24 protein-coding genes are annotated in these 25969 nt (G+C 63.9%); 10 read left to right on the top strand and 14 right to left on the bottom strand.

Annotation, left to right across the window (positions count from 1 at the left end):
- Window positions 1-26: 26 nt before the first annotated feature.
- The 6 genes from tnpA to C8J25_RS04810 form a co-directional block, all read right to left on the bottom strand.
- A complete protein-coding gene (gene tnpA / locus C8J25_RS04835) occupies window positions 27-425 on the bottom strand; it encodes an IS66-like element accessory protein TnpA (RefSeq protein WP_107952736.1) in 399 nt (132 codons plus the stop codon).
- Between the two features lie 156 nt (window positions 426-581).
- A complete protein-coding gene (locus C8J25_RS04830) occupies window positions 582-1877 on the bottom strand; it encodes an McrC family protein (protein ID WP_107952479.1) in 1296 nt (431 codons plus the stop codon).
- Window positions 1874-4477: an AAA family ATPase gene (locus tag C8J25_RS21035; RefSeq protein ID WP_244186745.1), complete on the bottom strand. Its 2604-nt coding sequence runs from the start codon at window positions 4475-4477 to the stop codon at window positions 1874-1876. Before C8J25_RS21035 ends, C8J25_RS04830 begins: the two co-directional genes overlap by 4 nt.
- A gap of 487 nt (window positions 4478-4964) precedes the next feature.
- The gene (locus C8J25_RS04820; RefSeq protein WP_244186744.1) at window positions 4965-6557 is read right to left on the bottom strand and encodes a sensor histidine kinase; all 1593 of its coding nucleotides are present in this window, start codon (window positions 6555-6557) and stop codon (window positions 4965-4967) included.
- Window positions 6542-7249 (bottom strand): response regulator transcription factor, encoded by a 708-nt coding sequence (locus tag C8J25_RS04815; RefSeq protein ID WP_244186743.1) that lies wholly within the window; start codon window positions 7247-7249, stop codon window positions 6542-6544. The genes C8J25_RS04820 and C8J25_RS04815 overlap by 16 nt, the downstream gene beginning before the upstream one ends.
- Before the next feature lie 11 nt (window positions 7250-7260).
- On the bottom strand, window positions 7261-8841 hold the full coding sequence (locus C8J25_RS04810; protein WP_244186742.1) for a DUF4153 domain-containing protein: 1581 nt from the start codon (window positions 8839-8841) through the stop codon (window positions 7261-7263).
- Window positions 8842-9163: 322 nt separating this feature from the next.
- Between C8J25_RS04810 and C8J25_RS04805 the strand changes: the two genes are divergently transcribed.
- From C8J25_RS04805 to C8J25_RS04790, 4 genes are all read left to right on the top strand, one after another.
- Entirely contained in the window at window positions 9164-9784 is a 621-nt protein-coding gene (locus C8J25_RS04805) for an OB-fold-containig protein (protein ID WP_107952471.1), read from the top strand.
- 25 nt (window positions 9785-9809) lie between these two features.
- A complete protein-coding gene (locus tag C8J25_RS04800; RefSeq protein ID WP_244186741.1) occupies window positions 9810-11546 on the top strand; it encodes a flotillin family protein in 1737 nt (578 codons plus the stop codon).
- 4 nt (window positions 11547-11550) lie between these two features.
- Window positions 11551-12246, top strand: a complete 696-nt coding sequence (locus C8J25_RS04795) for a phytanoyl-CoA dioxygenase family protein (RefSeq protein ID WP_244186739.1) — start codon at window positions 11551-11553, stop codon at window positions 12244-12246.
- Window positions 12247-12537: 291 nt separating this feature from the next.
- Window positions 12538-12954 (top strand): HIRAN domain-containing protein, encoded by a 417-nt coding sequence (locus tag C8J25_RS04790; RefSeq protein ID WP_107952466.1) that lies wholly within the window; start codon window positions 12538-12540, stop codon window positions 12952-12954.
- Window positions 12955-12978: 24 nt separating this feature from the next.
- On the opposite strand, the gene C8J25_RS04785 is transcribed toward C8J25_RS04790, so the two are convergent.
- A complete protein-coding gene (locus C8J25_RS04785; protein ID WP_107952464.1) occupies window positions 12979-13737 on the bottom strand; it encodes a competence/damage-inducible protein A in 759 nt (252 codons plus the stop codon).
- 51 nt (window positions 13738-13788) lie between these two features.
- Here C8J25_RS04785 and map point away from each other — a divergent pair, with 51 nt between their 5' ends.
- Window positions 13789-14616 carry a type I methionyl aminopeptidase gene (gene map / locus C8J25_RS04780; protein ID WP_056062665.1) on the top strand — a complete coding sequence of 276 codons (828 nt, stop codon included), beginning with the start codon at window positions 13789-13791 and terminating at the stop codon, window positions 14614-14616.
- A 2-nt stretch (window positions 14617-14618) separates the two neighbouring features.
- Here map and C8J25_RS04775 read toward each other — a convergent pair whose 3' ends face one another.
- On the bottom strand, window positions 14619-15017 hold the full coding sequence (locus C8J25_RS04775) for a DUF1842 domain-containing protein (protein WP_107952729.1): 399 nt from the start codon (window positions 15015-15017) through the stop codon (window positions 14619-14621).
- 200 nt (window positions 15018-15217) lie between these two features.
- Here C8J25_RS04775 and purL point away from each other — a divergent pair, with 200 nt between their 5' ends.
- The 5 genes from purL to bfr all read left to right on the top strand — a co-directional run bounded on the left by purL (window position 15218) and on the right by bfr (window position 20538).
- Entirely contained in the window at window positions 15218-17446 is a 2229-nt protein-coding gene (purL, locus tag C8J25_RS04770; RefSeq protein ID WP_107952727.1) for a phosphoribosylformylglycinamidine synthase subunit PurL, read from the top strand.
- 812 nt (window positions 17447-18258) lie between these two features.
- On the top strand, window positions 18259-18420 hold the full coding sequence (locus C8J25_RS20635; protein ID WP_167397657.1) for a hypothetical protein: 162 nt from the start codon (window positions 18259-18261) through the stop codon (window positions 18418-18420).
- Window positions 18417-19667 carry a DUF418 domain-containing protein gene (locus C8J25_RS04765; protein ID WP_107952462.1) on the top strand — a complete coding sequence of 417 codons (1251 nt, stop codon included), beginning with the start codon at window positions 18417-18419 and terminating at the stop codon, window positions 19665-19667. Before C8J25_RS20635 ends, C8J25_RS04765 begins: the two co-directional genes overlap by 4 nt.
- 81 nt (window positions 19668-19748) lie before the next feature.
- A complete protein-coding gene (locus C8J25_RS21030) occupies window positions 19749-19919 on the top strand; it encodes a (2Fe-2S)-binding protein (protein ID WP_082441433.1) in 171 nt (56 codons plus the stop codon).
- Window positions 19920-20022: 103 nt separating this feature from the next.
- Window positions 20023-20538: a bacterioferritin gene (bfr, locus tag C8J25_RS04755; RefSeq protein ID WP_056486959.1), complete on the top strand. Its 516-nt coding sequence runs from the start codon at window positions 20023-20025 to the stop codon at window positions 20536-20538.
- Window positions 20539-20608: 70 nt separating this feature from the next.
- Here bfr and C8J25_RS04750 read toward each other — a convergent pair whose 3' ends face one another.
- From C8J25_RS04750 to panB, 6 genes are all read right to left on the bottom strand, one after another.
- A complete protein-coding gene (locus tag C8J25_RS04750; protein ID WP_056062651.1) occupies window positions 20609-21049 on the bottom strand; it encodes an Hpt domain-containing protein in 441 nt (146 codons plus the stop codon).
- An 84-nt stretch (window positions 21050-21133) separates the two neighbouring features.
- Window positions 21134-21352 (bottom strand): sulfurtransferase TusA family protein, encoded by a 219-nt coding sequence (locus C8J25_RS04745; protein ID WP_279628722.1) that lies wholly within the window; start codon window positions 21350-21352, stop codon window positions 21134-21136.
- Between the two features lie 5 nt (window positions 21353-21357).
- Window positions 21358-22743, bottom strand: coding sequence for a ribosome biogenesis GTPase Der (gene der, locus C8J25_RS04740; protein WP_056062647.1), 1386 nt, complete (start codon window positions 22741-22743; stop codon window positions 21358-21360).
- A 195-nt stretch (window positions 22744-22938) separates the two neighbouring features.
- A complete protein-coding gene (locus C8J25_RS04735) occupies window positions 22939-24264 on the bottom strand; it encodes an outer membrane protein assembly factor BamB family protein (RefSeq protein WP_107952460.1) in 1326 nt (441 codons plus the stop codon).
- Window positions 24261-25001, bottom strand: coding sequence for a tetratricopeptide repeat protein (locus C8J25_RS04730; RefSeq protein ID WP_107952458.1), 741 nt, complete (start codon window positions 24999-25001; stop codon window positions 24261-24263). Before C8J25_RS04730 ends, C8J25_RS04735 begins: the two co-directional genes overlap by 4 nt.
- Window positions 25002-25073: 72 nt before the next feature.
- Window positions 25074-25934, bottom strand: a complete 861-nt coding sequence (gene panB, locus C8J25_RS04725; RefSeq protein WP_056062638.1) for a 3-methyl-2-oxobutanoate hydroxymethyltransferase — start codon at window positions 25932-25934, stop codon at window positions 25074-25076.
- Window positions 25935-25969: the final 35 nt, after the last annotated feature.

The following is a 25969-nucleotide window of genomic DNA, read 5'->3' as shown; positions in this document are numbered from 1 at the left end:
TATCCGCGTCGATGTCGGCTGCGGGATCATCGGGTCAGCACGCCGATCACGCGCGACAGCGCCTCGGCGTCGACCGTGCCGTCGACGGTCAGTCGTACACCCGAAGGCAGCTCTATGCCGATCTGCCCCGCGGTCCGGGCGTCCGCTGACGCCTCGACGGGCGGCGCCGGCAGCATCATGGGCGGCTCGCTGATTTGGACTTCGGCAAATGCGGTCTGAGGCCGGGCCGGCACTCCGCTCAGTGCACCCGACATCGCCTGGCGCCGCCAGGTGTAGATCGCGCCGCTGCCGACCTCGTGACGCTCGACCGCCGCCCGGACCGACCCATCCGGCCCAAACGCATCGCGCAGGATCGCCAGCTTCTCCTCGACCGTCCAGCGGCGCCGGCCCGACACCCGCCCGACAATCTCGATACGACCACTCATACGACCGGTCGTATGAGTGGTCGCTACATCTGCAGCTGGTTCGATAGTCTCGTCCGACATCACGGCCCCGTTCAAAGAGCTGCCATCAACCCGTTGAACGCTCCGCCTACAAGGCGGCCCTCAGACCGCGCTTACGATAAAGCCCTGGTTCGGGCCTTAATTGCCGATATTTAATGCCGTTAGCGCGTCAGCGACCTGCCGTCCCGCTTCACGCCCACTTCGTGCGACGTCGACGGTTACGATGCTCAGGGTGTCGCTGCCGCCGCGCACTGCATAGCGCTGCGGTTCGTCGTCTGCGTTAACGCCAGCATGCCATGGGTATAGTAAAATCAGGTTCGAACAGTCGTAGAGCCTGCCGTACGCAATCATTTGATAGACGTCGGCTTGCGATACACCTTGCTTCGCGTCGTCGATGCGTGAGCTCAACCGTTTCCACTTTGTATCGATAATTGCGACGACGACGACGCCGCGCTTAATCAGGATGTCGGGACGCGTTTGAAAACGGTCTTTCCCCAATTGCCCATCACCATCCAATTCGGTGAGACAAAAGCGTAAGCCGCCTTGAGCTACGACACGCAACCCTGTCCCGAGCAGCTCTTTGGCCAAGACGCGTGCAATGTAGGCTTCAAATAGCACATGCATCTCGAAGAGCAGCGCGGTGCCTTCCTCCTTACCTGCGCTGGTCGTCTGGAAGCGATCTCCGAGCAGCAGCCGTGCAAGATCAATAAGGGGGCGCCATCGTCGATCGCTACGATCGAGATGAAGCTGGCTCCAAGGCAAACTGCGCCGCCCTATGGAGGCAACTTCATCATAGGCGAAGGCCAACTCGCCGAGCCGGCGTTGCGTCTCGGCGCCACGGGCCAACGCGCGAAGGCGGGTTACAACAGCTTTCATAATCCGGTTGAGCGGGATGTCTCGTGACAGCTCGTCGTAGCGGCAGGCGAGACGTGTCGGATCCGTCGCCAGTGCGGTGAACTGTCGCATGATTGCGAGCCGTCCCCGTAGTGCTGGAAGATCTTCCTCTCGCAGTTGATAGCGGCGCGGCAAACCAGCGCGCGCTGCATCGATCAGCCGATCTGCGAACAGCCTGATTAGGCGTTCGAGAAGTGTATCATCCTGTTCGCCGAGCGCTGCCGCCGCGCCTGTCGCCACGGGTAGGTCATATACTTCAGCGAGCATGTGAACGAGACGGTCCCGAACGCCGGCATCGCTTTCGACACCATCGATCTTCGGTAAGATCTCCAGCTGGCAATCACCGGCTGAGATAAGTCCGACGACTTGTCGTGTAGCGATTTCCGAACCAGCGTGAACGAGTATGCGTGTTCCCTCTTCGCCGCCAAGATCGGAAGCGCGCGCTGCTGCAAGAAGAGCGTCCGCACGGCCAGGCGTGAGGTGTCCTTCGCCAATCCTGAGACGCTCCCATTCCCGTAGTCGAATAAGGTGGCGGGTCATGCGTTCAGCAGTGGCAGATCAAAGGCCGGTCGGATCGTCCAACGCCACCGTTCGTCGCGCTGATCCTCAACGCCAGGCGGGGGGACCAGAATCTTTCGCGTTAGGAAACGCCCTTGGCCCGTCTTTACTGCTTCTCCGTCGCCGAGCGCCTGTGCGACTTTTTCCCAGTCCTCGTAAAAATACTCTTGAAGCAGTGGAATGACCTTACGGCGCAAAACAAGGTCCACATCGTTTCTCGTGATGCAGGGCATGAAAAAGGCGTGGCCTATCTGATGCTCGCGATCATGGAGATACTCGATCCGGTCGTTTATTGCACCGAGCAGGGCAACAAGATCTATACCGGTTCGCTTGGCAGCTTCCGCAAGCTTTTCTGGTTCTGGCATCAACTCCTTGAAATCGAACCGACGCCGAAGTGCTGTGTCGAGCAGCGCGATCGAGCGATCGGCCGTGTTCATCGTGCCCAAGATATGAAGGTTTGCTGGCACGCCGAAATCGCCTGGCGAATAAGGCAGCTTTACAGTCAATGCATTGGGTCTGCCCAACCGTTTGTCGGGCTCTATCAGCGTGATTAGCTCACCAAACACTTTGGAGATGTTCGCGCGATTGATCTCGTCGATTACTAGCACAAACTGATCCGGCGTCCGGTTGTCTGACCCATCGTCCGCACCGCCCAAGAGCCGTTCGAGGGCAGCGTGCCGGATGCGCGTGTCGTCGATCTCATACAACGTCCGCATCGTGAACTTGCCGTCGATGATCAGATCTAGAGGAAGCGGCTCGTCGAGCGTGAGTAGCCACCGTACCTGCCGGCGCTGGCTATAAGTACCAAGATCGCTTCGTTCGAAATAATATTCACCAGTGACTTGGCCAATCGCACGGAATGCAGTGTTGCCGTACGGAACGATGACGATGTCTCCGTCTTTCATCGCGTTTCGAAAGGTCCAGGTTTGTCCGGTCTGGCTCGGCTGCTGATCGTCTGGATGTTGATCTGCGGCAAAGTGCACCTGCCACTCGTCTCTCATCGCGTCGAGGCTTGAGAAACGAGGATCGCTCCAATCGAGGTCGCCGCCCCAGCCGAGTGCTACGAACTTGCCGTCTATACATGCTTGGTAGACATCATCTTCAGTGCCAATTGCACCAAGCCCCATTTTCCAAAAGCGTCGGCCGGCCAGATTTCCATCGGCAGCGCTATGGTGTTCGGATACACGCTTGCGCGCCTGCTCCGCCAGAGTCGCTATTTCGCGAAAACGTCCTGGCCGGACATCTAGCCGGAACCCCGGCCCTCCCTCAGCAGCCTCGCCCTCCGACGGGGGACGTAGGCCCTCTACGAAATCCTCATATGCATAGGATTGATGGAAGGTGACGAACGCAATCTGCTTGGTGCCAACGAGACGCTCATACTCCACCATCAGCGCAGCGCGCGCTACTGGGTCACTATCGTCTAACTCCATGCCCGTGCACAAGCGAACCGCCTCACGCGCAGTGGCGTAGGTCTTGCCGGTGCCAGGCGGGCCGTAAAGGATAAGATTGGTAGGATCAGGAGACCACGCAACTGATGCCTCAGCCAGTGCGAACCGAAAGCTGGTTGCGGAGCTCATTGGTTTGCCGATCCGAGTAGGGGGAGCGAGGGCAGCCATTTCGAGGAATTTGCGCCCTTCGAGAGCCTGACAGATGTTTGGCCACCCGTCCTTTAGGCCGAGCGCTTCGTTTACTGCGCGCACCCCGATAGTCACCGAGGCATTACCCCGCGCTCTCGCCGGCTCAATAAACTCTTCCAATGCATGTCGCCGGATGCGATCGGCATCGCTCCCACCAGAAGATAGCCGATCGCGCCAATATGGTCGCGCAAGATACCAAGCGTAATCTTGCTCCTCCCGATCTAGCAGAAAGGCAATCAGTCTTATGGATTGTTCATTTTCCGGGAGGCGCCACACCGTCTCGTTGTTGGTATAGAAAAACCAAGTCCGGGGCTCAGAGATCTCTTCCCAATCTACGGCAACCGATAGTCCATCATTTCGGTTCTGGGTTATCGTGCCTATGGCTCGGATGACCATCGAAGAAACGCCCGCACCGTTGGTTTCAAACGGTGGTTCGACCGAGCGCGACCGGTAATCCCGCATCACGATTCGATCACCAGGCTGCATCTCGCGAACTTTCTGGCTGTAGCGACCTTCGTAAACGAGCGACCATTCCCCTCTCTCGATAAAACCAGCGAGTCCATCTTGGTCACCGTGGCGAGCCGTAACGAGCCACACAGCTTCTTTCTGTGCATCTTCAGCATCGGGAACCGCAGGCTTGCCAGCAGCAAAGTCCCGGTAATTACGCAGCGCCGCCGCCATGCCCGTCAACCGACTTGACGGATTGCGCGATCCGCTCGGCAGGAGAATGGGCAGCGGTTCTCCGGGCGAGAGCGTCCGGCCTAGCGTTTGAAGCCGATTAAGAGCGCCTGCCAGTTCGTCCGCAGCGAAAGCATCGTCGAGATCGTTAGAAGCGTATCCCAGCGTCGTTAGCGCGCGTTCGATCCGCGTAGCTAACGAGCGACGGAGTGTCACTGTGGAGATGCCTTTAAGGCCCAGCCACTCCCCAAATGCTTCACGCTTCACGTTCGATCTCTCCTAGTTCGAGCATTCTGCCGTGGTGGCAGCCGTCACGGCAAACAGGGTCTGGATGCGTGGATACGAGATGGTGTCCGCAGCAATGGCAAGAGGTAGAGCTCTCGAAGCATCAGGGCGGGTGTCATCACCATGCCCTCATAGCGCCAACCAGCCTCTGGTTATATCAGGGTAAATTCGGGGCTATGGTCGAACCTTAATCATAGTGGTGATCGTTCCGCGCCTCGTTCGCAGGCAAGCACGACTAGTCGCAGCGATCTCGAGGCGTGCCGAATCCCGGTATCGTGCTGGTATCGCAGATACGTCGGTTTTGGCGTTTCGATGCCTATAATGCCGACAACAACCGACGGTTTTCTGCGGTTTTTGCCAGAAACGGTCGCATTCGTAATGCGGGGGCAAGGTGATCGATTAGCCCAAGAGCCCAGCCCAGGATTATTTTGGATGTTTGGCTTGTGGGTATAGTTTCGCTCGTCGTTTACTAATGCGCCAACGGAAGACGGATAACAAAGGTAGTTGCCTCGCCATCTAATATACTTAGACTGCCCTTTTGAACTTCAATCAGAGAACGGGATATTGCGAGTCCGAGGCCGGTCCCACCGGTATCTCGCTTCGTTGTGAAGAAAGGCTCGAACAGCCGTCCCCGATCGGCGAATGGAACACCGGGCCCGTCGTCATTCACGCGGACTTGCAATTGAGTATCCGTGATCGACAACTGGATCGTCACGGATTGGGCACCAGCCTGCCTACTGTTTTCCAGTAGAGTCCCGAGTACGACTTCCAAGGTCGTTGCTGGCACAGTTACAAAAGCCAGCACGTCCGAGCCCACGATTTCGATAGAGAGACCAGCCGTTCGCGAAGCATCTGCGACCCGCGTGACTACCTGGGCGGCATCGGTTCTTTCTTCACCCGGCTCAGCCATGTCGGCGCGTGCGAGATCGAGCAGCCGCGTTACCAGCAACGCGAGACGGCGGGCGTCCGCATCGGCGTTAGCCAGGAAGCGACGCCGGTCTTCCTCCGCCATGTCCGGGTGATCCTGAAGCAATTCCACCGCGCCGCGGATGCCGGCGAGCGGGGTCTTGAACTCGTGGCTGACCGCATGGGCGAAGTCGCGCAGATAGCGCGAACGACGCTCGATCGCCGCCGCCATCACCGCGAAATCGGCGTAGAGACCCTGAATCTCGATCGCCGCTGTCGGTGGAGGCTCTGGGACGCGACCGCGGCCGCTTGAGACTGCGCGTGTTACTGCGCCGAGCTGTTCGATCGGGCGCGTGACGCCGCGGGAGATGACGCCGCTCAGCACCACCAGCAACCCGAAGATCGCAGCGATCCCCAGCGCTATCTTGCCGCGGTCTTCATACAATCCCCGGAACAGCGCACGGGCGGAACGCGACAGCAGGAGCACGCCGACCACGCGATCGCCGACGATGATCGGGCGTGCGTAATGGACGCGGATCGCTGCGGCTCTGGACAGCCATTCGAAGCGGTACGTCGCGCGGTATGCCCCGTTACGGCGGAGCACGGTCGTGGCGCGGCCAGCAAGTGCAACGGCAACTTCGGGGAGTGCGGCGTAGCTGCCGACGGCCGAACTCCCGGCGACGATGGTGCCGTGGCGATCAAGGAGGATAATCGAGGCCAGCGTGGTGGACCGGGTCGCGTCCATTATCGGCGAAAGCCGCGCGCCAACGGTGACCGCATCGGGCGATGGTTTCGCGCCGGCCGCGACCGGTGGTCGTTCCACACGGATAGGCGTCGTGCTGAGGTCGATACCGGAAGATGGCGCATCCACGCTGTAGGGATGGTTCCCGGCTGAAACCTCGTGATGCGCAACCCGACCCGGCGGGGCGGCAGGCCAGAGCGCCGCCCCCGTCGCGGACAGCGCTGCACCCTGCGCGACCAGTTCCGCCTCGGTTTGCCGAACGAGCGTGTTCTCATAGACGCGCAGGAACACCGCGCCGAAACCCGGGAGCGCGGCGACCAGGAACAATGTCGCGAACAGGATCGTCCGCAAGCGCATCCGGGGCCAGTGGCGTTTCGCCCAGTCCTTGGCCCTGCCGATCACGCGCCCGTGCACGATCCGAGGCGATAGCCGATCCCGGCGCGCGTCTCGATCAGGTCGTCGGCGCCGGCTTTCGCGAACTTGCCGCGCAGGTTGCGGATGTGGCTGTCGATCGTCCGGTCGGTGACCGCGAAACCGGGGCCGTGCAGCCGGTCGATGATCGCGTCGCGGCTGAACACGCGGCCCGGCATCGATGCAAGCAGCCGGAGGATCTGAAACTCGGTAACGGTCAGCGCGATCTCGATCTCGCCCCATAGCGAGCGCCAGCCTTCCAGGTCGAGCCGCAACCGGCCATGCGACAGATCGCGCCCGTCCTCGGTGTTCGGTGCCCGCGCAGAAGTACGGCGCAGGATCGCCATGACCCGCGCTACCACCTCGCGCGGCGAAAACGGCTTCACCACATAGTCGTCGGCGCCGAGTTCGATGCCGAGCACTCTGTCGATCTCGTCGTCGCGGCTCGACAGGAAGAGGATCGGTATGTCCGCCCTGCCCTCGCCACCACGAAGGCGTCGACACACCTCCAGCCCGTCCATCCGCGGCATGTTGATGTCGAGCACCACAAGGTCGGGCGCATGCGTCTCGACAAGCGCCAGCGCGGCTTCGCCGTCCGCCGCCTCGATCGCGCCGAGCCCGGCCTTGTCGAACGCGAACACGAGCAGCTGGCGGATATGAGGATCGTCATCGACGACCAGGATAGTGCGGGGCATCGGGCACAGGATCATTGTTGGGCGCCCGGCGTCAACGGCTTTGGTGCCGGCGTGACAGGCGCGGGCATCTGCGGTGCTGGAGCGGACGGCGCTGCTGACGGAACCTCAACCATAGGAGGTGGCAAGATCACCCCGTCGCAGCGCCGTCCGTCCGGTGCGGGCCGCAAACGCGGCGCCTTGGTGCCGAACATCCCGCGGACGATCGCAAGCCGTCTCGCGTTGCGCGGCGTCCACAGGCGCCAATCGGCCTGCGCATCTGCCGTTTCGGTCTGATTTTCCCACCGCAAATACGTCAGACGTTCGCGCAGCCGCGGCTCGCGTGCATGCTGCTCCAGCGTCGCCAGCGACACGAGCGACGACGACCCCAGCCGTGCCATATAGCAAAGGTCGAGCGGCGGCCCCGCCCTACCCTTTGCGAGCGCTGTGCGGACATTCCACGCGGCTGCAACCGCGCCAAGATCGATGACGCTCGCCGTCACCAGCACCGTCGCAGCCGCCAGCGCATTGGCATTGATCAGCCATGACGCCGACCTATCCGCAAGCAATCGCCAGCCGATCAGCGCCAGCCCCGTGGCGACCAGGCCCATCCATGCGAGCGCCGACAGTCGCAACACCGTCATCCCGTAGGCGTCGACATAATCGAGCGTTCGCAGTGCACTCGACGCCACCAGCAGCAGGTTCTGCACGATCCAGACCGTCACCAGTCCTCGCACCAGCGGGCTCGCCGCGGCTGCGCTGCCCGGACGCAAAGCCAGCAGCACGAACACGCCGGCGAGCGCCGCGGTCACGATCAACGAATACGCGCCCCGATGCGCATAGTCCGCCATCGTCACGCCCGCAGGCAGTCCCGCACCGCTCCACAGGAACGCGATGTCGAGCGCATTCTCGACTGCGAAAATCGCATTGAACGTCACAAGCGAAAGGATCAGCGTCGCCACCCCCGGCTCGAATGCCATGCCGATCGAGCGTTCGTCGATACGCGATGCCCGCGTCGTGCGCCGACTTGGCCGCAAGCTTGCCCAGATCGTAACCAGCACACAGAGCCCGAACATCGTCCGCCATGTCACCGCCCACGGATCCGGCAGCACGATCCGCGAAAATGCCCGACCGATCAGCGGATTAGCGTTCGCGAACAGCCCAAGGAAAACCACGCCGCCCACCAAGGGCAACGCGACGACAGCCCCGATCGCGCGAATGCCGCCGGAGGACGGACCTCGACGCTGGCGGACCATCGACAGGCGCGCAGCATCCTTCAGCGGCGCAACGGCGGCGGACATCGCGTGCCAGCCAAGCCTGCGCATCCAGGCGAGCGCATCGTCGAACCCGTGGCGCGGCAGGAGTGCGGCAAGCGAGACAGCCGTCCAGAACAAAACCCATCCGAGGAAGCTTGGATCGTCGACGAGCACCGCCGCCAATCCGGCGCCGGCGACCAACGCCAGTCGCGCCGATCCGTCATTCCAGATCGCTCGTCGCGTCAGCAACAGGGCGGTGATCCAAGCGAAAGCGAACCCACCCACCACCGCGCCATTGCCATCAGCGATTAGTATCTCCGCCAGGACGATCAGCGCCAGGGCAGCGCCGATCTTGGTCATCAGTCTTCCATCACGGTTCATCTTCGCGCTCCCCGATTGTCGAGGACAGCTTTGTCGTGGTTCCGTGAGCGTCGGATCGCGAGGTTCGTGTGCAATCCGTTCGCTTGTCGTGCAGATCCTGTGCAGAGGATGAATCCAAACCCGGCCGGTTTCTCGCGACTTGCGTTGCGAACGCCTCGGGGTAGGACTAGCCTCGGTCCGGGGGGTATCGACGCATGGAGTGCAAAGACCGGATCGGCCGGCGTTTCGTAACGAAGCGTTGTCGTCTGTCCGTTACCCGTTCGCCGATGCGGAACCAGATTCCTCACCTTCGCTACGGCCCATGTTCGCGATCTTCCTGACGCCCGCCTACGCGCCGTTCGCGATCGCGTTTGTCATTATGATCGGAATCGGGCTGATAGAGGCGATCGGCCTTGGGCTCGGGCATCTCGATCTCCACGCGGACGTTCATGCCGAAGCGGATGGCGGCGGCGTGCTCGACTGGCTCGGGCTCGGCCACGAACTACCGATCCTTATCTGGCTCACCTCTTTGCTCGGCTGCTTCACGCTTTCAGGGATTGCCATTCAGCAGGGCGCGACAGCATTGACCGGCGACCCGCTGCACTGGAGCCTCGCCTCGGGTCTCGCCTTGATCGCCGGCAGCCTGCTCAACACGATTGCCGCCAACGGCCTCGCTCGAATCATGCCCGGCTTCGAAAGCAGCGTGATCTCGACCGACGACTTCCTTCGCCGCCGCGGTACGATTCTCGAAGGCACTGCCCGCCGCGGATCGCCTGCCCGCGCGAAGATCGTCGACCAGCACGGCCAAGCGCATTTCATCATGGTCGAGCCGCATGACGATGCCGACGCGATCGCCGCCGGTGAGACCGCGCTGATCGTCCGCCGCGACGGCAAACTCTTCTACGCACTGCCTGAGGCCAACGCGCTTCTGCGGTCGATCTAACCAACGCATAACCGGGGAGGGTTTTATGCCCGCACAGCTTCTGAACGTCCTGATCTACGCCGGCATCGTGCTGTTCGCGCTCGTCGTGATCGGCATTATCCTGACCCGGCTCTACCGCCGCGCGACCAAGGACGTCGCGCTGATCCGCACCGGCTTCGGCGGCGAGAAGGTCGTGCTCAACGGCGGCATCATGGTCATCCCGGTGCTCCACGAACTGATGCAGGTCCGCCTGACCACCGTGAAGCTGGAGGTGTCGCGCCTCAACAAGGATGCGCTGATCACGCTCGACAAGCTGCGCGTCGACGTCGTCGGGCTGTTCCACATCAAGGTAAAACCCGACGCGGAGTCGATCGCCGCAGCCGCGCAGACGCTCGGAGATTCGGTCAACAGCCCGGATGCGGTGAAGTCGCTGCTCGACGGCAAGCTCGTGTCCGCGCTGCGCTCGGTCGCCGCGACGATGACGATGGAGCATCTCCACGCCAACCGCGCCGATTTCATCCAGAAGGTGCAGGAGGCGCTGATGACCGATCTGGACATGAACGGCTTCCAGCTCGAGTCCGTCAGCATCACGCATTTCGACCAGACCGCGTTCGAGCATTTCAACGAGAATAACGCGTTCGATGCTGAGGGGCTGACCGTGCTCACCCGGACGATCGAGGAGCGCAAGAAGATCCGCAACGACATTGTCGCGACCAACCGCGTCGAGATCGAGCAGCGTAATCTCGACGCCAACAACCAGTCGCTCGAGATCGCGCAGGCCGCCGAACAGGCACGGCTGACGCAGGAACAGACGCTGTCCGCCCGCCGTGCCGAACAGGCGACCGCGATCGCCACCGCCGAAGCCGAGCAGACCCGCCTTGCGGAAATCGCCCGCATCACCGCGGGCCAAGCGCAGACGGTCGCGCAGACCGAAGCCGACAAGGTTATCCAGACCGCGACAATCGCCCGCGACGGAGCGATTCAGACCGCAACGATCGAACGCGACCGCACGATCGAAATCGCGCGCATCACGACCGCGGTGCAGACCGCGCAGAAGTCCGAAGAGGAATCGACCGCGACCGCCGCCGCCAACGAAGCGCGTGCACTCGCCGTCCGTGCGGAGGAAAGCGTCGCTACCGCCAAGGCAACCGAGATCGCCAACCGTAACAAGAACGTCGCGGTGATCGCCGCCACCCAGCGCGCGCAGGAAGAGGCCGTCGGCATAACCGTCGCGGCGACCGCGGAGAAGGAAGCTGCCGAGGCTCGCGCGAGCGCCCTGCGCACCGAAGCGACTGCCGAAGCCGATGCAGAGAAGGCCCGCGCGGAAGGTCGCGAGGCAGCGTTCAAGGTCGACGCGGCAGGTCAGGCATCGCTTAATGAGGCGACCAACCTGCTGAGCGACGCACAGACTGCGCTGCTGATCCGTCGCGCTATGCTGGAAGCACTGCCGGCGATCATCGCTGCGGCCAGTAAGCCGATGGAAAACATCGATAAGATCAGCATTCTCGATGCCCGAGGGCTACACGGTGACGGCGGCGGCGATGGAGCGCCCGCCGGCGGTCAGGGCAATCTCGCCGATGCCGCAGTGGCGGCGGCGATGCGCTACCGCGTCGGCGGCCCGCTGATCGACGGACTGATGGCGGAACTCGGGATGACCGGCAGTTCGTTGAACGGCATGCTTGCTGGGAGCAGCGCGGGTGCGACGCCCGCCCGAACCTCCTCCACCGATGCCCATAAACAGCCCGCTGCGCTCAACGGCGGATCGAGCAACCCGCCGGTCTGATCGAATGAACGCGAGGGCCCAGCCCCTGGAAATCGACCTGCACTTCGAGGAAGACGGCGCGCAGATGTTCGCCGGTGCTTTGGATACCGCCGCATGTCTTGCGATCGAACAGGCGATCGCAGACCTACCGAGCGACGTCCCAGGCGTGAGGATCGGGTCCGCCCCTGCCCTGCGCGCCATGCTCGCGGTCGACGGTCCCATTGGCAGCATTGCCGCATCGGCGTTGGGCCCAGATGCGCGCGCCGTTCGAGCCGTGCTGTTCGACAAGACGGCAGCCCGGAACTGGGCGCTCGGCTGGCATCAGGATCGCACGATCGTGGTCGATCAGCGCGCTGACGCCGATGGGTTCGGTCCCTGGACGGTCAAGGCTGGCCTCATTCAAGTCGAACCGCCATTTGAGATCCTAGAGCGGATGGTCACGATCCGCGTCCACCTCGACCCGGTCGACACGACGAATGCTCCGCTTCGCATCGTGCCCGAATCTCACCGGCTCGGCCGCTTGACGGAAGCAAGCATCAAGCGTGTCGTCGAGGATCGTGGCGAGCGCTTGTGCCTTGCGAACCGCGGCGATGTCTGGCTCTACGCGACGCCGATCGTCCACGGCTCACGCGCCGCCGATCCACCGCGTCGCCGACGCGTGCTCCAGGTCGATTATGCGGCCGTCGATCTGCCTGCGCCACTCAGCTGGCGCGGACTGTGAAAGTCCGCTCGGCCTGCCGTTCTCGGCCAAATCCGCGTATCGTACCCGTATCGTAAACAGCGCTTTCTGCCCCTCAATCCGAAAATCAAAGGGCAGAAATCAACGCTTTTCCGCCCTTTTCGAGTCACGCCCCTGCAATCGCACTGCAGAGGTCCGGGGTTCGATTCCCCGTGGCTCCACCACGCGGCACAGCACGTCGACGAGCATCCAACACGTCGCGTGCGTAAGCTGCACGCCGCGTCCGCCATGCGTGCGCCTTTCATGCGCGCAGTTACCACGCTATCGTGGGGCATGGACGAATTGACGTGCAACGTGGTCGGCATCGACTTCCCGAACGCGGACAAGAGCAAGAGTAACCGCCGGATGGAGTTGATGCTCTGCACTCCCGGCGAACCTGTCGACCTACGCCGCGAGCCGAAGAACCCGTATGATACGAATGCGGTGGCGGTGTTCAGCCAGCGCGGCGTGCAGATGGGCTATCTGTCCGCCGAACGTGCGCCGCTGATCGGGCGACGGATGCAGGAGAAGGAGCATGTCGCCATATTCCAGGCCCTGGTGGGCAGCTACGGCTATGTCCGCATCCGCTTCGGCGGCGGCGCACCGACACTGCCGGACCCCGAGGCATCCACGCCATCACGGTCTAGCCCAGCGTCGTTCGACCCGGACGCCTGCTTTCCCGACCCCGAGGGTCCCGAATGGGGCGCGTGACGCATCACCCCCGAATGGGATGAACTAGATACCCTGCGCGGTGACCACTCGCCCGGTCGCTTCGAGATCGCGCGTCAGGTCCGCGAGGCAACGATCGACCAGCGCCTCGTCCGAACTCCGCACGACGAAATTCGCGCCCGTCCTGCCGTCGCGAAAGAACGGATAGCTCCCGATCGCGACGCCCTCATGCGTCTTCTCCGCGTCGCGCAAGATATCCGCGACCTCGCTCTCCGCGACCCAGCAGCCGATCGTCTTCGACACCACCGGCCGCCCGCCCTCCAGCGTGCCGGTCAGCGCATCGAGCATCCCCGCGGTGATGTGCGGCACGCCCGCCATGATGAAGATGTTGCCGATCCGGATCCCCGGCGCACCCGACACCTTGTTGTCGATCAGGTCCGCCCCGACCGGCACCCGCGCCATCCTTGCGCGCGCCTCGGTCAGCCCGCCGCGCGTCGCGTAATATTCCTCGAGCACCGCCATCGCCCGCGGGTGATGCTCGACCGCGACACCCAGCGCCTCGGAGATTGCATCCACTGTGATGTCGTCGTGCGTCGGCCCGATCCCGCCCGTCGTGAACAGGTAATCGTTGCGCGCGCGCAGGATGTTGACCGCTTCGACGATCGCCTCGGTCTTGTCGGCGACCACGCGAACCTCGGCGAGGCGGATGCCCTGCACGTTGAGCCAGGCCGCGATCTGCGCGACGTTCTTGTCCTGCGTGCGGCCCGACAGGATCTCGTCGCCGATGATCGTCAGCGCGGCCGTCCAGATGCGTTCCTCTGTCATGCCCCTCGCATAGCCTCGCAAAACCGCGCCCGCCACGCTATATCGCGCGTCATGACCGAATATGTAACCGTAACCTCGGACCAGCCCGACGCGCGCACCGGCGCCATCAAGCTCCACGGCCCCGCCGCCTTCGAAGGCATGATGAAGGCAGGGCAACTCGCTGCCGAGACGCTCGACATGATCGTCCCGCACATGGTGCCGGGCGTGACCACCGCCGAGATCGACCGACTGATCTACGACTTCATCGTCGCCGGCGGCGGCGTGCCCGCGACGCTCGGCTACCGCGGTTACACGCACAGCGTCTGCATCTCGATCAACCACGTCGTCTGCCACGGCATCCCGAGTGAGAAGACGCTCAAATCGGGCGATATCGTCAACGTCGACGTCACGCCGTTGCTGGACGGCTGGCACGGCGACACGAGCCGGATGTACCTGATCGGCGACGTCCCCATCAAGGCGCGGCGCCTCGTCGAAGTCACCTACGAATGCCTGATGATCGGCATCGAGCACGCCAAGCCCGGCAACCGCATGGGCGACGTCGCCAACGCGATCCAGCGTCACGCGGAGAAGCACCGCTACGGCGTAGTCCGCGATTTCTGCGGACACGGCGTCGGCCGCCTGTTCCACGACGCGCCCGAGGTCGTCCACGTCGGCAAGCCCGGCACCGGCCCCGAGCTTCGCCCCGGCATGATCTTCACGATCGAGCCGATGATCAACATCGGTCGCCCCGACGTGAAGCTGCTCGACGACGGCTGGACCGCGGTCACGCGCGACCGCTCGCTGTCCGCGCAGTTCGAGCACTCGATCGGCATTACGGAAGACGGCTGCGAGATCTTCACGCTCAGCCCCAAGGGCTACACGCAGCCGCCTTACGTATAACGTCAGCTTGCGGAGACGTTCTTCACCGTACAGTCGGTGATGACGTGGCCGCTATATTCGAACGAACCCTTGCCGTTCCAATCTTTCGCCACGGCAAGCGCGGCGCTGAAGTGGGCGAGATACGATCCGATCCCCGGCGGTGGAACCGACACGACATATTGACCGGTGACGTGCACGAGCAAGGTGTCTTGCCCGAACCCGGTGTGCAGGATCGCACCCGTGACATGGGGAATGACGGTCGTGCCGTAAGGTGGTGGCAATGCTTGCGTGATTTGCGCCGATCCGGAGATTTGTCCGGTCGGTGCATTAACGCCGAGATCGAGATGAAGCGTCGGCGCGCCTGCAAATCCGCCATGCTTGACGTCCAGCTTTACTTGGTAATATCCAACCGGCTCGGTCATGAGTATTTCCTCCTCCGGATCCATCCTGATCCGTTACTGGAGTTCCTCACGGGACGACTGTCGAGTCCAGCGGGATTGGGTCCGAAACGAACCGGTCGAGACGCGTATGGACTGGCCCCGAAACCTTTTGCGCGGCTCTGCCGCAGGAATCTGACGTACAAAGGGTGACGCGGACCGCCGGCACCGCTATCTGCCGCCCCATGACCGAGATCACACCGCAGATCGTCGCCGACCACGGCCTGTCCCCAGAAGAATATGAGCGCGTCCTGCGCGCCATCGGCCGCGAGCCGAACATGGTCGAGCTCGGCATCTTCTCGGTGATGTGGTCCGAGCATTGCAGCTACAAATCCAGCAAGATCCACCTGATGAAGCTGCCCACCAAGGGCCCCCGCGTCATCTGCGGCCCCGGCGAGAACGCCGGCGTCGTCGATATCGGCGACAATCAGGCGGCGATCTTCAAGATGGAGAGCCACAACCACCCGTCCTACATCGAGCCGTACCAGGGTGCTGCGACCGGTGTCGGCGGCATCCTGCGCGACGTGTTCACGATGGGCGCGCGGCCGATCGCCAACCTCAACGCGCTCCGCTTCGGCCGCCCCGATCATCCCAAGATGCGCCACCTGATCTCCGGCGTCGTCCACGGCATCGGCGGCTACGGCAATTGCGTCGGCGTCCCGACCGTCGGCGGCGAGGTGAACTTCCACAGCGCGTATGACGGCAACATCCTGGTCAACGCGATGACCGTCGGGATCGCCGATCAGGACAAGATCTTCTACTCGGCGGCCAGCGGCATCGGCAATCCGATCGTCTATGTCGGCAGCAAGACCGGCCGCGACGGCATCCACGGTGCGACGATGGCCTCGGCCGATTTCGGCGAGGATTCGGACGCCAAACGCCCGACCGTCCAGGTCGGCGATCCGTTCACCGAGAAGCTGCTGATCGAGGCATGCCTTGAGTTGATGGCGACCGACGTCATCGTCGCGATCCAGGATATGGGCGCCGCGGGCCTTACCTCGTCCGCGGTCGAGATGGCGTCGAAGGGCGGCGTCGGCATCGAGCTGACGATGGACGACGTGCCGCAGCGCGAGACCGGCATGACGCCGTACGAGATGATGCTCTCGGAATCGCAGGAGCGCATGCTCATGGTCCTCAAGCCCGGCCGCGAAACCGAGGCCGAGGCGATCTTCAAGAAGTGGGAGCTCGATTTCGCGGTCATCGGCCGCGTCACCGACACCGGCCGCATGGTGCTGACCTTCAAGGGCGAGACCGTCTGCGACATCCCGCTCGGCCCGCTCGCCGACGAAGCGCCACTCTACGATCGCCCGCACGTGCCCACGCCCAAGCCCGCGCCGCTCGCCAACGCGCCGCACAGCAGCGACATCGCCGCCGACCTGCTGACGTTGATGGGCTCGCCGGACGTCGCCTCGCGCCGCTGGATCTGGGAGCAATACGACCACATGGTCGGCGCCGACACGGTGCAGCGCCCCGGTGGCGACGCCGCAGTCGTCCGCGTCCACGGCACGCAGAAGGCGCTGGCGATGACCACCGACTGCACGCCGCGCTATTGCTTCGCCGACCCGGTCGAGGGCGGCAAGCAGGCGGTCGCCGAAGCCTGGCGCAACCTGACCGCGGTCGGCGCGCTGCCGTTGGCGGTCACCAACTGCCTCAACTTCGCCAACCCGCAACGCCCCGAGATCATGGGCCAGATCGTCGGCTGCCTCGAAGGCATGAGCGACGCCTGTATCGCGCTCGACTTCCCGATCGTGTCGGGCAACGTGTCGCTTTACAATGAATCGAAGGCAACGGGCGGCGGCTCGGCCATTCTGCCGACCCCGGCGATCGGCGCGATCGGCCTGCTGGCGGATTGGCAGAAGAATGCGACGATCGCGTTCAAGGGCTCGGGCGACATCATCCTCGCAGTCGGCACGCGCGGCGGCCATCTCGGCCAGTCGCTCTGGCTGCGCGAATGCCACGGCCGCGAACAGCTCGACGCCGGCCCGCCGCCGCCAGTCGATCTCGCCGCCGAACGCCGCGTCGGCGACCTGATCCGCGAAGCGATCAGCCTGGGTCAGCTGACCGCAGTGCACGACGTCTCCGACGGCGGCATCGCGGTGACGCTCGCCGAGATGGCGCTCGCCGGCGGCATCGGCGCGATGATCGATCGGAAACAGCCGTTCGACTGCGCCCGCTCGTTCTTCGCCGAGGACCAGGGCGTCTACATCGTCACGGTCGACGATCATTCGCTGCTCGACTTCCTCGGCGCGGCGCATGCGGCGGACGTCGAGGCCGAACCCCTGGGTCGCACCGGCGGCAAGCGCCTGATCTTCGAACGCCCCGACCGCGACGACGTGATCGCGTTGGATACGTTGCGGACGGCGCATGAGGGGTTCTTCCCGAAGCTGATGGGGGTCGACGCCGCGCTGGCTTAAGGCAACGCGACGGCGGGCGAACTAGAACGCAGCCTCCTGCCGGCTACCGGCTACCGGCTACCGCTGCTTGCCACTGCCTGCCCCCACGAGCGCCACCCCGGCGAAGGCCGGGGCCCAGTTGGGAAGTCCGAGGTAACGGAGCACGGCGCTCATCATCGCCGTTCCCCAACTGGGCCCCGGCCTCCGCCGGGGCGGTGGATTGCGAGCGGGAATAGCTACAAAACACAGAATGTTTCCCCGCGAAGGCGGGGACCCAGTCTGGGCTCCCGCCTTCGCGGGAGAACAAGGATGCGAGAGATGTCGTCCGATCGAGCTAAAGCAGAGCTCGGCGACCTCCCCCTCTCCGTCATCCCAGCGAAAGCCGGCATCTCCCGCATCGGGCCACAGCGCTCGCCAACAGCAATACCCCAGCTTCCCCTAGAGTAACGGGAGAGGCGGGCGGCTCGGAGGACAACAGGCGAGGTGCGGCAAGGCATCGCGTAGAAACGACAGGCGGCCCAGTTCACCGACCGGATAGCGGATCCACCAAAACGACACGCCACGCTACCTAAGATACCCGTCAAACCGCCCTGTCCTACACCACCGCGATATGCCAGCGTCGAACCATGACCGCATTACTCTCCTACCGCGCTACCAAAACGCCGAGCCCGAACCCGAGTGTCGATCGAGCACTGCCCAGGTCCGTCCGACCCAGCCAACGCCGTCCGCTCCCAAAGTGCAGCCGAACGCGCCCCTGTCATCGCCCAACCCCTACAACGCCCCCGCGAAATCCTGCGCCAACGTCTGCACTTCGTGCACTTCCGGCGTTCCGCATGACCCCCGCCTTCTCCAAAATGGCCATGCCCGACGTCCTCCACGGCGCCGACGCGACGACCATTGCCGACGTCGAAAGCCCCGCATTCCCGCCAGCGCAACGCTCCCGCGAAATGCTGCGCCAGCGTCTGCACTTTGTGAACTTCGGGCGTTCCGCATGACCCCCACCCCCACCAGAATCGCCACGCTAGACCTCATCCGAGGCGTCGCCGTCATGGGCATCCTCGCCGCCAACATCGCCGCGTTCGGCTTCCCCGAATTCGCTTACATGACCCCCGCCTCAATGGGCGCGCCCAGCACGCCAGACCTGATCGCCTGGACCACCACCTTCATCGTCATCGACGGCAAGATGCGCGGGCTGTTCTCGTTCCTGTTCGGCGCGTCGATGCTGCTGGTCATCAATCGGGCCGAGGCGAATGACGAAGACCCGGCGACCGTTCACCTGCGCCGCATGGCGTGGCTGTTCGTGTTCGGGATCGCGCATTTGTACCTGCTTTGGTGGGGCGACATCCTCGCGCATTACGCGCTGGTCGGCGCGCTCGCCTACATGTTCGCGCGGTTGCCGGTCCGCTGGCTGATCGGCGTCGGGCTCGTCTGCATCGCGCTCCAGACGGTCGAACTGACGACGATCGTCGCCTACACGTTCGACCTTCACGCCGCCGCGCACCGGCCCGGCGCAACGGTGCGGATCATCGCCAACTGGCAATCGCTGGCGGATCAGTTCGGCCAGCCCTCCCCCGCCGGCGTCGCGCGCGAACTGGCCGTCGGGCGCGGCGGATGGAGCGATCTCGTCGCGTGGCGCTGGCAACACGCGGTCGGGCCGATCACGTCGCTGACTGCCACCGGCCCGGAAACGCTCGGCTTCATGATGCTCGGCATGGCCGGGTTGCGATCCGGCTTCCTGACCGGCGAATGGTCACGAAAGCGCTATGCCATCGTAGCCGCCACCGGCGTCACGATCGGCTGGGCCGCCTATGCCGCCATCGCGTCCTTCGACATCGCCCATGGGTTCGACGCACGGTACGTCGCCCTGTCGTGGCTGACGCTTGCAACCCCGCTGAGGCCGCTCACGATCATCGGCTATGCGGCCTCGATCATCCTGCTCGCACGACCCGGCGGCTGGCTGACGACTCACGTCTCCGCGGCAGGGCGCATGGCGTTCTCCAACTATCTAGGCACGACGCTGATCTGCACCACGATCTTCTACGGCTACGGCTTCGGACTGTACGGCGACCTCTCCCGCGCACAGCTCTATCTAGTCGTCGTGCCGATCTGGCTGCTGATGCTCCTCTGGTCGACGCCGTGGCTCGACCGCTTCCGCTACGGTCCGCTCGAATGGCTATGGCGCAGCCTCTCCCGCTTCGCATGGCAGCCGATGCGTGGTTCGGCATTCACGGCCAGCCGATGACGCTATTTGCGAATAAGACGCAAAAGGGCTTGCGAGTGGTTCGCATTATCCGTATCCCGTGCTTACAGCTAGGGAGTTCCCATGGTCGTCTGCGTTTGCAATGCCATACGAGAATCCGACGTCCGCAACTGCGCACGCGGCGGTTGCACTACACCGTGCCAGGCCTTCCGCTCGATGGGCCGGAAACCGAAATGTGGCCAGTGCACGTCGATAGCGCGAGCGATTATCGACGAGGAACGCGCCGCTGCATAAGCGTCGCAACAGCTAAGAAAGCCCGGAAAACCGCCATTTTTGGGGGTTGTGCTAATCTGTGTCAGCCCGCTACATGCTCCTCAGAGGTGACGGAGATATGGCCATGCGCGGCGACCCACAAGTAATCGAATTCCTGAACGAGGCGCTCAAGAACGAGCTGACCGCGGTCAACCAATATTGGCTCCATTACCGAATGCTCGAGCATTGGGGCGTCTACAAGCTCGCCCAGTACGAGCGGATGGAATCGATCGACGAGATGAAGCACGCCGACTGGCTGTCGGAGCGCATCCTGTTCCTCGATGGCCTGCCGAACTTCCAGCTGCTCGGCCGCCTTCGCATCGGCGAGACCGTCGAGGAAGTGCTGAAGTCGGATCTGGCGCTCGAAGTCGAGGCTACCGTCCAACTCAAGGGCGCGATCTCCTACTGCGAAGAGGTCAAGGACTATATCAGCCGCGACCTGTTCGCCCGCATCCTCGCCAGCGAGGAAGAGCATGTCGACACGCTCGAGCGCCAGTTCGAGATGATCGCGCGGATGGGCATCCACAACTACATCCAGCTCAACTCGATCTCGGAACATGATTCGCCCAAGGCCGGGGCTGCGCCGTATCTGAAGGGCTGATCCACCTCCCTGTCATCTCGCTGAAGGGTGAGATGACAGGGCTGCATTGTCCGCCAGTCTGGCGACGAATTTATTCCCCGCCGAACCCGGTCGGTACGGCGCGACGGCCAAACCCACCGCCCGCAACAGGCTTGCGCACTGCGACCGGATTGGCCTCGCGCTCCAGCAGCGTCAGCGTCTCGACGAACAGCGGCCGCAACCGGACGATATGCTCCAGCGCCTCATCGGGCGTGTCCTGCATTTCCAGGCAATCGCGCGCAATCGTCTCGATCGCCTCCGCCAGATCGGCAAGCGGCTCCGCCCCGAACTGCCGCGCTTCACCCTTGAGCGTATGCGCGGGGATCACCATCGCTGCCGCATTGAGCGCACGCATCGCCGCTTCGATCGCAGCAACCGACTTCACGCCGTCCTCACGAAAATATCCGAGGATGCGGCCAAATCCCGCGCCCAGTTCGTTGCGAGCCTGCACGAACGCAGGCCAATTGATCAGGGTGCTTCCCTCGAACGCCACTGTCGCCTTCTCCCGTTAAGCAAATAGCGCCATGAAGGTCAGAGCTGTATCATACATAACCTAGGTAAACACAGTGTTGTGATACTAACGACAAGTTACGACAAAGGTTGAATTAGATACATTCAAAACGATCTCTATTGTTGCATTGGCGGACGCCGAGACCGCCGCGATTTCGGTCGGGGCTTGAGGGTCGTCCGCTATCACCTCGACGCGGGTCGCACCGTCGCGCAACGCGCGGGCGAGCCGCACCGCAGGCCAAGGACAACGCATGCCCCTGGCGTCGATACGGACCTCGCCCGACACCACGCCTAGTGGCCGCCGCCGCCCTTGCCGTCGTCGTACGGATTCTTCGGCGCGCGGAACATCAACCGGACGGGAACCGCGCCGAAGCCCAGATCCTTGCGCATCGAATTGACCAGATAGCGCTCATAGCTTGCCGGGAGCTGATCGACGCGCGTGCCGAAGATGACAAAGCTGGGCGGGCGTGTCTTGACCTGCGTGACGTAGCGCATCTTGATCCGCTTGCCGCCCGGAGCCGGTGGCGGAGTCGCCTCGATCGCACGCTCGAACCAGCGGTTGAGCTCGCCGGTGCCGACACGCTTCGACCACGCGTCGCGCGTGTCGAAACAGGCCTGCAGCAACTGGTCGATGCCCTTGCCGGTCGCGCCCGAGACGGTCATCACCGTGACGCCCTTGACCTGGCTCAGGCCGTCTTCAAGCGCGCGCTTGACGCCGTTGAACAGCGACGACGCGCTCTCGGCGATGTCCCACTTGTTCAGCGCGATGACGAGTGCGCGGCCTTCCTGCAGCACCTTGTCGGCGATACGGAGATCCTGTGCCTCAAGACCCAGCGTGGCGTCGAGCAGCAGCACGACGACCTCCGCGAAGTCGACCGCGTGGAGCGCGTCCTCGACCGACATCTTCTCGAGTTTGTCCTGCACCTTGGCGCGCTTGCGCATACCGGCAGTGTCGATCAGGCGCACTTTCCGCGCCTCGCCACCGGTCGGATGCCAGTCGTAATCGACGCTGATCGAGTCACGCGTGATGCCGGCTTCGGGGCCGGTGATCATGCGATCTTCACCGAGAATGCGGTTGACGAGCGTCGACTTGCCCGCGTTCGGGCGGCCGACGATCGCGAGCTTCAGAGGGCCCTCATATTCATTATCGGGCTGTTCCTCGGGCGGCTCTTCCTTGCCTTCGAGTAGCGGGAGCAGGCCTTCGAACAGGTCGCCCATGCCTTCGCCGTGCTCAGCCGACAGCTGGACCGGGTCGCCGAAACCGAGCGCGAGCGATTCGAGGATACCGTCTTCGCCTGCACGACCTTCGGCCTTGTTGGCAACGAGAAGGACGGGAACGTCGGCGGTGCGCAGCCAGCGCGCGATCTCTTCGTCGAGCGGGACGATACCGGCGCGCGCGTCGAACAGGAACAGCGCGACATCGGCTTGTTCGACGGCGGCTTCGGTCTGCTGGCGCATCCGGCCGGGCAACGTTTGCGCGTCGTGGTCTTCATAGCCGGCGGTGTCGATGATGCGGAATTCGAGGCCGATCAGCGATGCGTCGCCTTCACGGCGATCACGCGTAACGCCGGGGCGATCGTCGACCAGCGCGAGCTTTTTGCCGACGAGGCGGTTGAAAAGAGTCGACTTGCCGACATTTGGGCGGCCGACGATCGCGACCACGGGGAGTTTGGACATGGCGTGCCCTTAGCGCGGGAACACGCTGGCGTCACTAAGTCCCTCGCCCCCCTGGAGAGAGGGAGGGATGAGCCTTAGGCGACGGAAGGGTGAGGGGTAGTTGGCGCGAGCGATCCTAGCCTCACTCCCCTCTCCCTTCCCACCGCAAGCGCGGCGGGCCCCTTCCCTCTCCCCGAAGGGGCGAGGGAGTCTACGTCACCTGTACGCGGTGACTTTACCCTTCTGGTCGAGCGTATAGAGCGTCGAGTTCGCCACGATCGGGGGCAGCGAGAAAGGCGTTTTCGTTTCGATCGTCGAGCTCACCGTGCCATCGGTCGGCGAAACGAAATTGATCTCGCCGCGCGAGTTGGTCAGGATGAGGCGGTTGCCGGCCAGGATCGGACCGAACCAAGTGACCGCGTTGCTACGCTTCTTCTCGTTCTGGAACCGCTTCAATTGAGCGATCCAGCGCGCCTTGCCATTCGAACGCGACAGGCAAACGAGCTTGGCATCGTCGGTGACCACGAACAGCCATTCGCCCGCAATCCACGGCGTTGAGATGCCGGCGAAGTTCTGCTCCCACAGACGCTGTCCAGTCGACAGTTCGAGCGCAACCATGCGACCGCCCTGCCCGACCGCATAAACGCGCCCGCCGTCGATGACCGGTGCGGCGTCGATGTCCGACAGGCTCGACACCGACGTCGTGATCGAGGTGCGCGACAGCGCATCCTGCCACAGGATACGGCCGTTCTCGTAGCGATAGGCGCTGAGCTCGCCGCTGGAGAAGCCGGCGACCACGGTGCCCTGGCTAACGGCGGGTGCCGCGACGCCGAACACGCCCTGCGTCTCGAGCGTGCCCGACTGGACCCACTGGACCTTGCCGTCGGTCTGGTTGAGCGAGAAGACCTGATTGTCCTGCGTGAGGACATAGACTGCGCCATTGGCGACGGTCGGCGAACCACGGAGCGGAGCGCCGGGCTTGGCGCGCCAGAGAATCTTGCCGTCCGCTGCGCTCATCGCGACGACGTCGCCGACACCGTCGGTGGCGTAAAGCTTGCCGTCGTCATAACTGACGCCGCCGCCGAAGCGTGCCGCCTTGTTGAGCTTGCCCTCGGTGATCCCCGCGCTCCACAGCGCGGCGCCGGTATCGGCGGTGAAGGCATGGATCGTCGCGGTAACGTCGGTGACGAACAGCTTGCCGTCGGCGACGACCGGCGCCGCGCCGAGACGTTCGCGATTCGAGCCGCCGTCGATCCCCGCCTGCCAGAGACGCTTGGGCTGGTCGCCAAGCGCGAGTTGGCCCATCGACTTGGCGGGGTTGCCGCCGGGCTGGGCCCAGGCGTCGTTGACCGCAGGCGCAGGCAACAGGACCTGGACGTCGGCGATCGTCTTGTCGGTCTCGACCTCGTTCTCCGACACCAGGATCGACACGCGGTCGCCGAGCGTCGGCGTCTTCTTGTTGCCGCCGCCCTTGAAAATCCCGCAACCGCTGAGCGCCACCAGCGCGGCGACGGCGACCGTCACCCGATATGTCTTCATCATTGCGCCTTGGTATCCTCGTTTGATGCAGCCGGAGTGATCACCCTGGCAGTAGCGCCCGTGCTGGCAACAGCGTCCACACCCAGTACGCCCGCCATCTGAACCGCGCGTTGACGGATCGTCTCGGGCACGCCGGTATCACGCGCGACTTGGCCGAACATGGTCCCCGCCTGGTGGCGCTGGTTCATGCGGAGATAGGCGATCGCGACCATTTCGCCCGCGCTGCCGAGCCACGGACCACCGGGCACGGCCAGCGGCCGAAGCCGCTCGACGACGACCTGGGGCTTCAGCGTATCGAACTCGGCCGAGGTCTGGCGAACCAGCGCGAGATCGCGGAACGGCTTTGCCAGCGACGTATCCGCAGCGATCGAACCTAGTTTGGCAGCCGCCCCCTTCAGGTCGTCCTTCTGGAGGAGGACGTCGGCCTGCGTGAACAGCGCAAGCGCGCGGTAGCCGTCGCGGTTCGACTTGGCGAGTTCGGCGAGCGGCCTCGACGCGGCCGCGGCGTTGTTCGCGCCGAGCGAATCGTAAGCGGCCTGAAGCTGCTCGCCCTCGACGCCGGCGGCCTCGCCATTGTGATGCTGCCAGTAGAGAAAGCCGGCGAGAGCCGCGAGCGCGGCGACGACGCCGACCACGACCCATTTGCCCCAGTTCGTCCAGAACCCGGCGAGCTGGTCGCGTCGGAGTTCTTCGTCGACCTCACGCAGGAATGCTTGATCGGTTTTCGGCGGGAGGGCCAAGGAATGCTCCGGAAATAGTGAGGGGGTGGGCGGCGCGGACCTTAGCCGCGCCGGAACCGAAACGGAAGCGGATCAATCCTTGGGTGCGTAGACCTGCTCAGCGCCCGGAAACGCGCGCGATCGGACATCGTCCGCATAGGTCTGCGTCGCGGAGGAAATCGTATCGGCGATGTCGGCGAACCGCTTCACGAACTTCGCGGTACGTTCGAACATCCCCAGCATGTCCTCGGTCACCAGCACCTGACCGTCGCACTGCGCGGATGCACCGATGCCGATCGTCGGGCAAGCGATGGTGTTGGTGATCTCGATCGCGATCGGCTCGACCACGCCTTCGATCACGAGCGAGAATGCACCTGCCTCTGCGATACCCTGCGCGTCGGCGACGATCTTGGAGGCTTCCTCGGGCGTCCGGCCTCGGGCGCCGTAGCCGCCGAGCACGTTGACCGCCTGCGGTGTGAGTCCGACATGCCCCATCACCGGAATGCCGCGCTCGGTCAGGAACTTGACGGTAGGCGCCATCGCGATACCGCCTTCGAGCTTCACCGCCGCTGCGCCGGTCTGCTTGAGCAGATACGCCGCGCTCTCGAACGCCTTTTCGGGCGAAGCTTCGTAGCTGCCGAACGGCATGTCGATCACGACCACCGCATGATAGCTGCCCCGCACCACCGCCGCGCCGTGCGCCGCCATCATGTCCAGCGTTACGGGCACGGTCGAGGGCAAGCCGTAGATTACCTGCCCCAGGCTGTCGCCGACCAGCAGCATGTCGCAGTGCGGGTCTAGCAACTGCGCGGTCCGCACGGTGTAGGCGGTGAGCATGACGAGCGGCGTCTTGCCCTTCTGGCGGCGGATCGCGGGGATCGTCAGGCGCTTGAGCGGCGCGGGCGTCGGGTTGGCGCGACTCGTCGCGGTGTCGAGGGTGTAGGTCGTGGACATGGCGGCGCTAATAGCGTGCGGCGTCACGCTCGCCC

This window comes from Sphingomonas faeni (genome assembly GCF_003053745.1).
Taxonomy (GTDB): domain Bacteria; phylum Pseudomonadota; class Alphaproteobacteria; order Sphingomonadales; family Sphingomonadaceae; genus Sphingomonas; species Sphingomonas faeni.
This window is presented reverse-complemented; position numbering and strand designations above follow the sequence as displayed.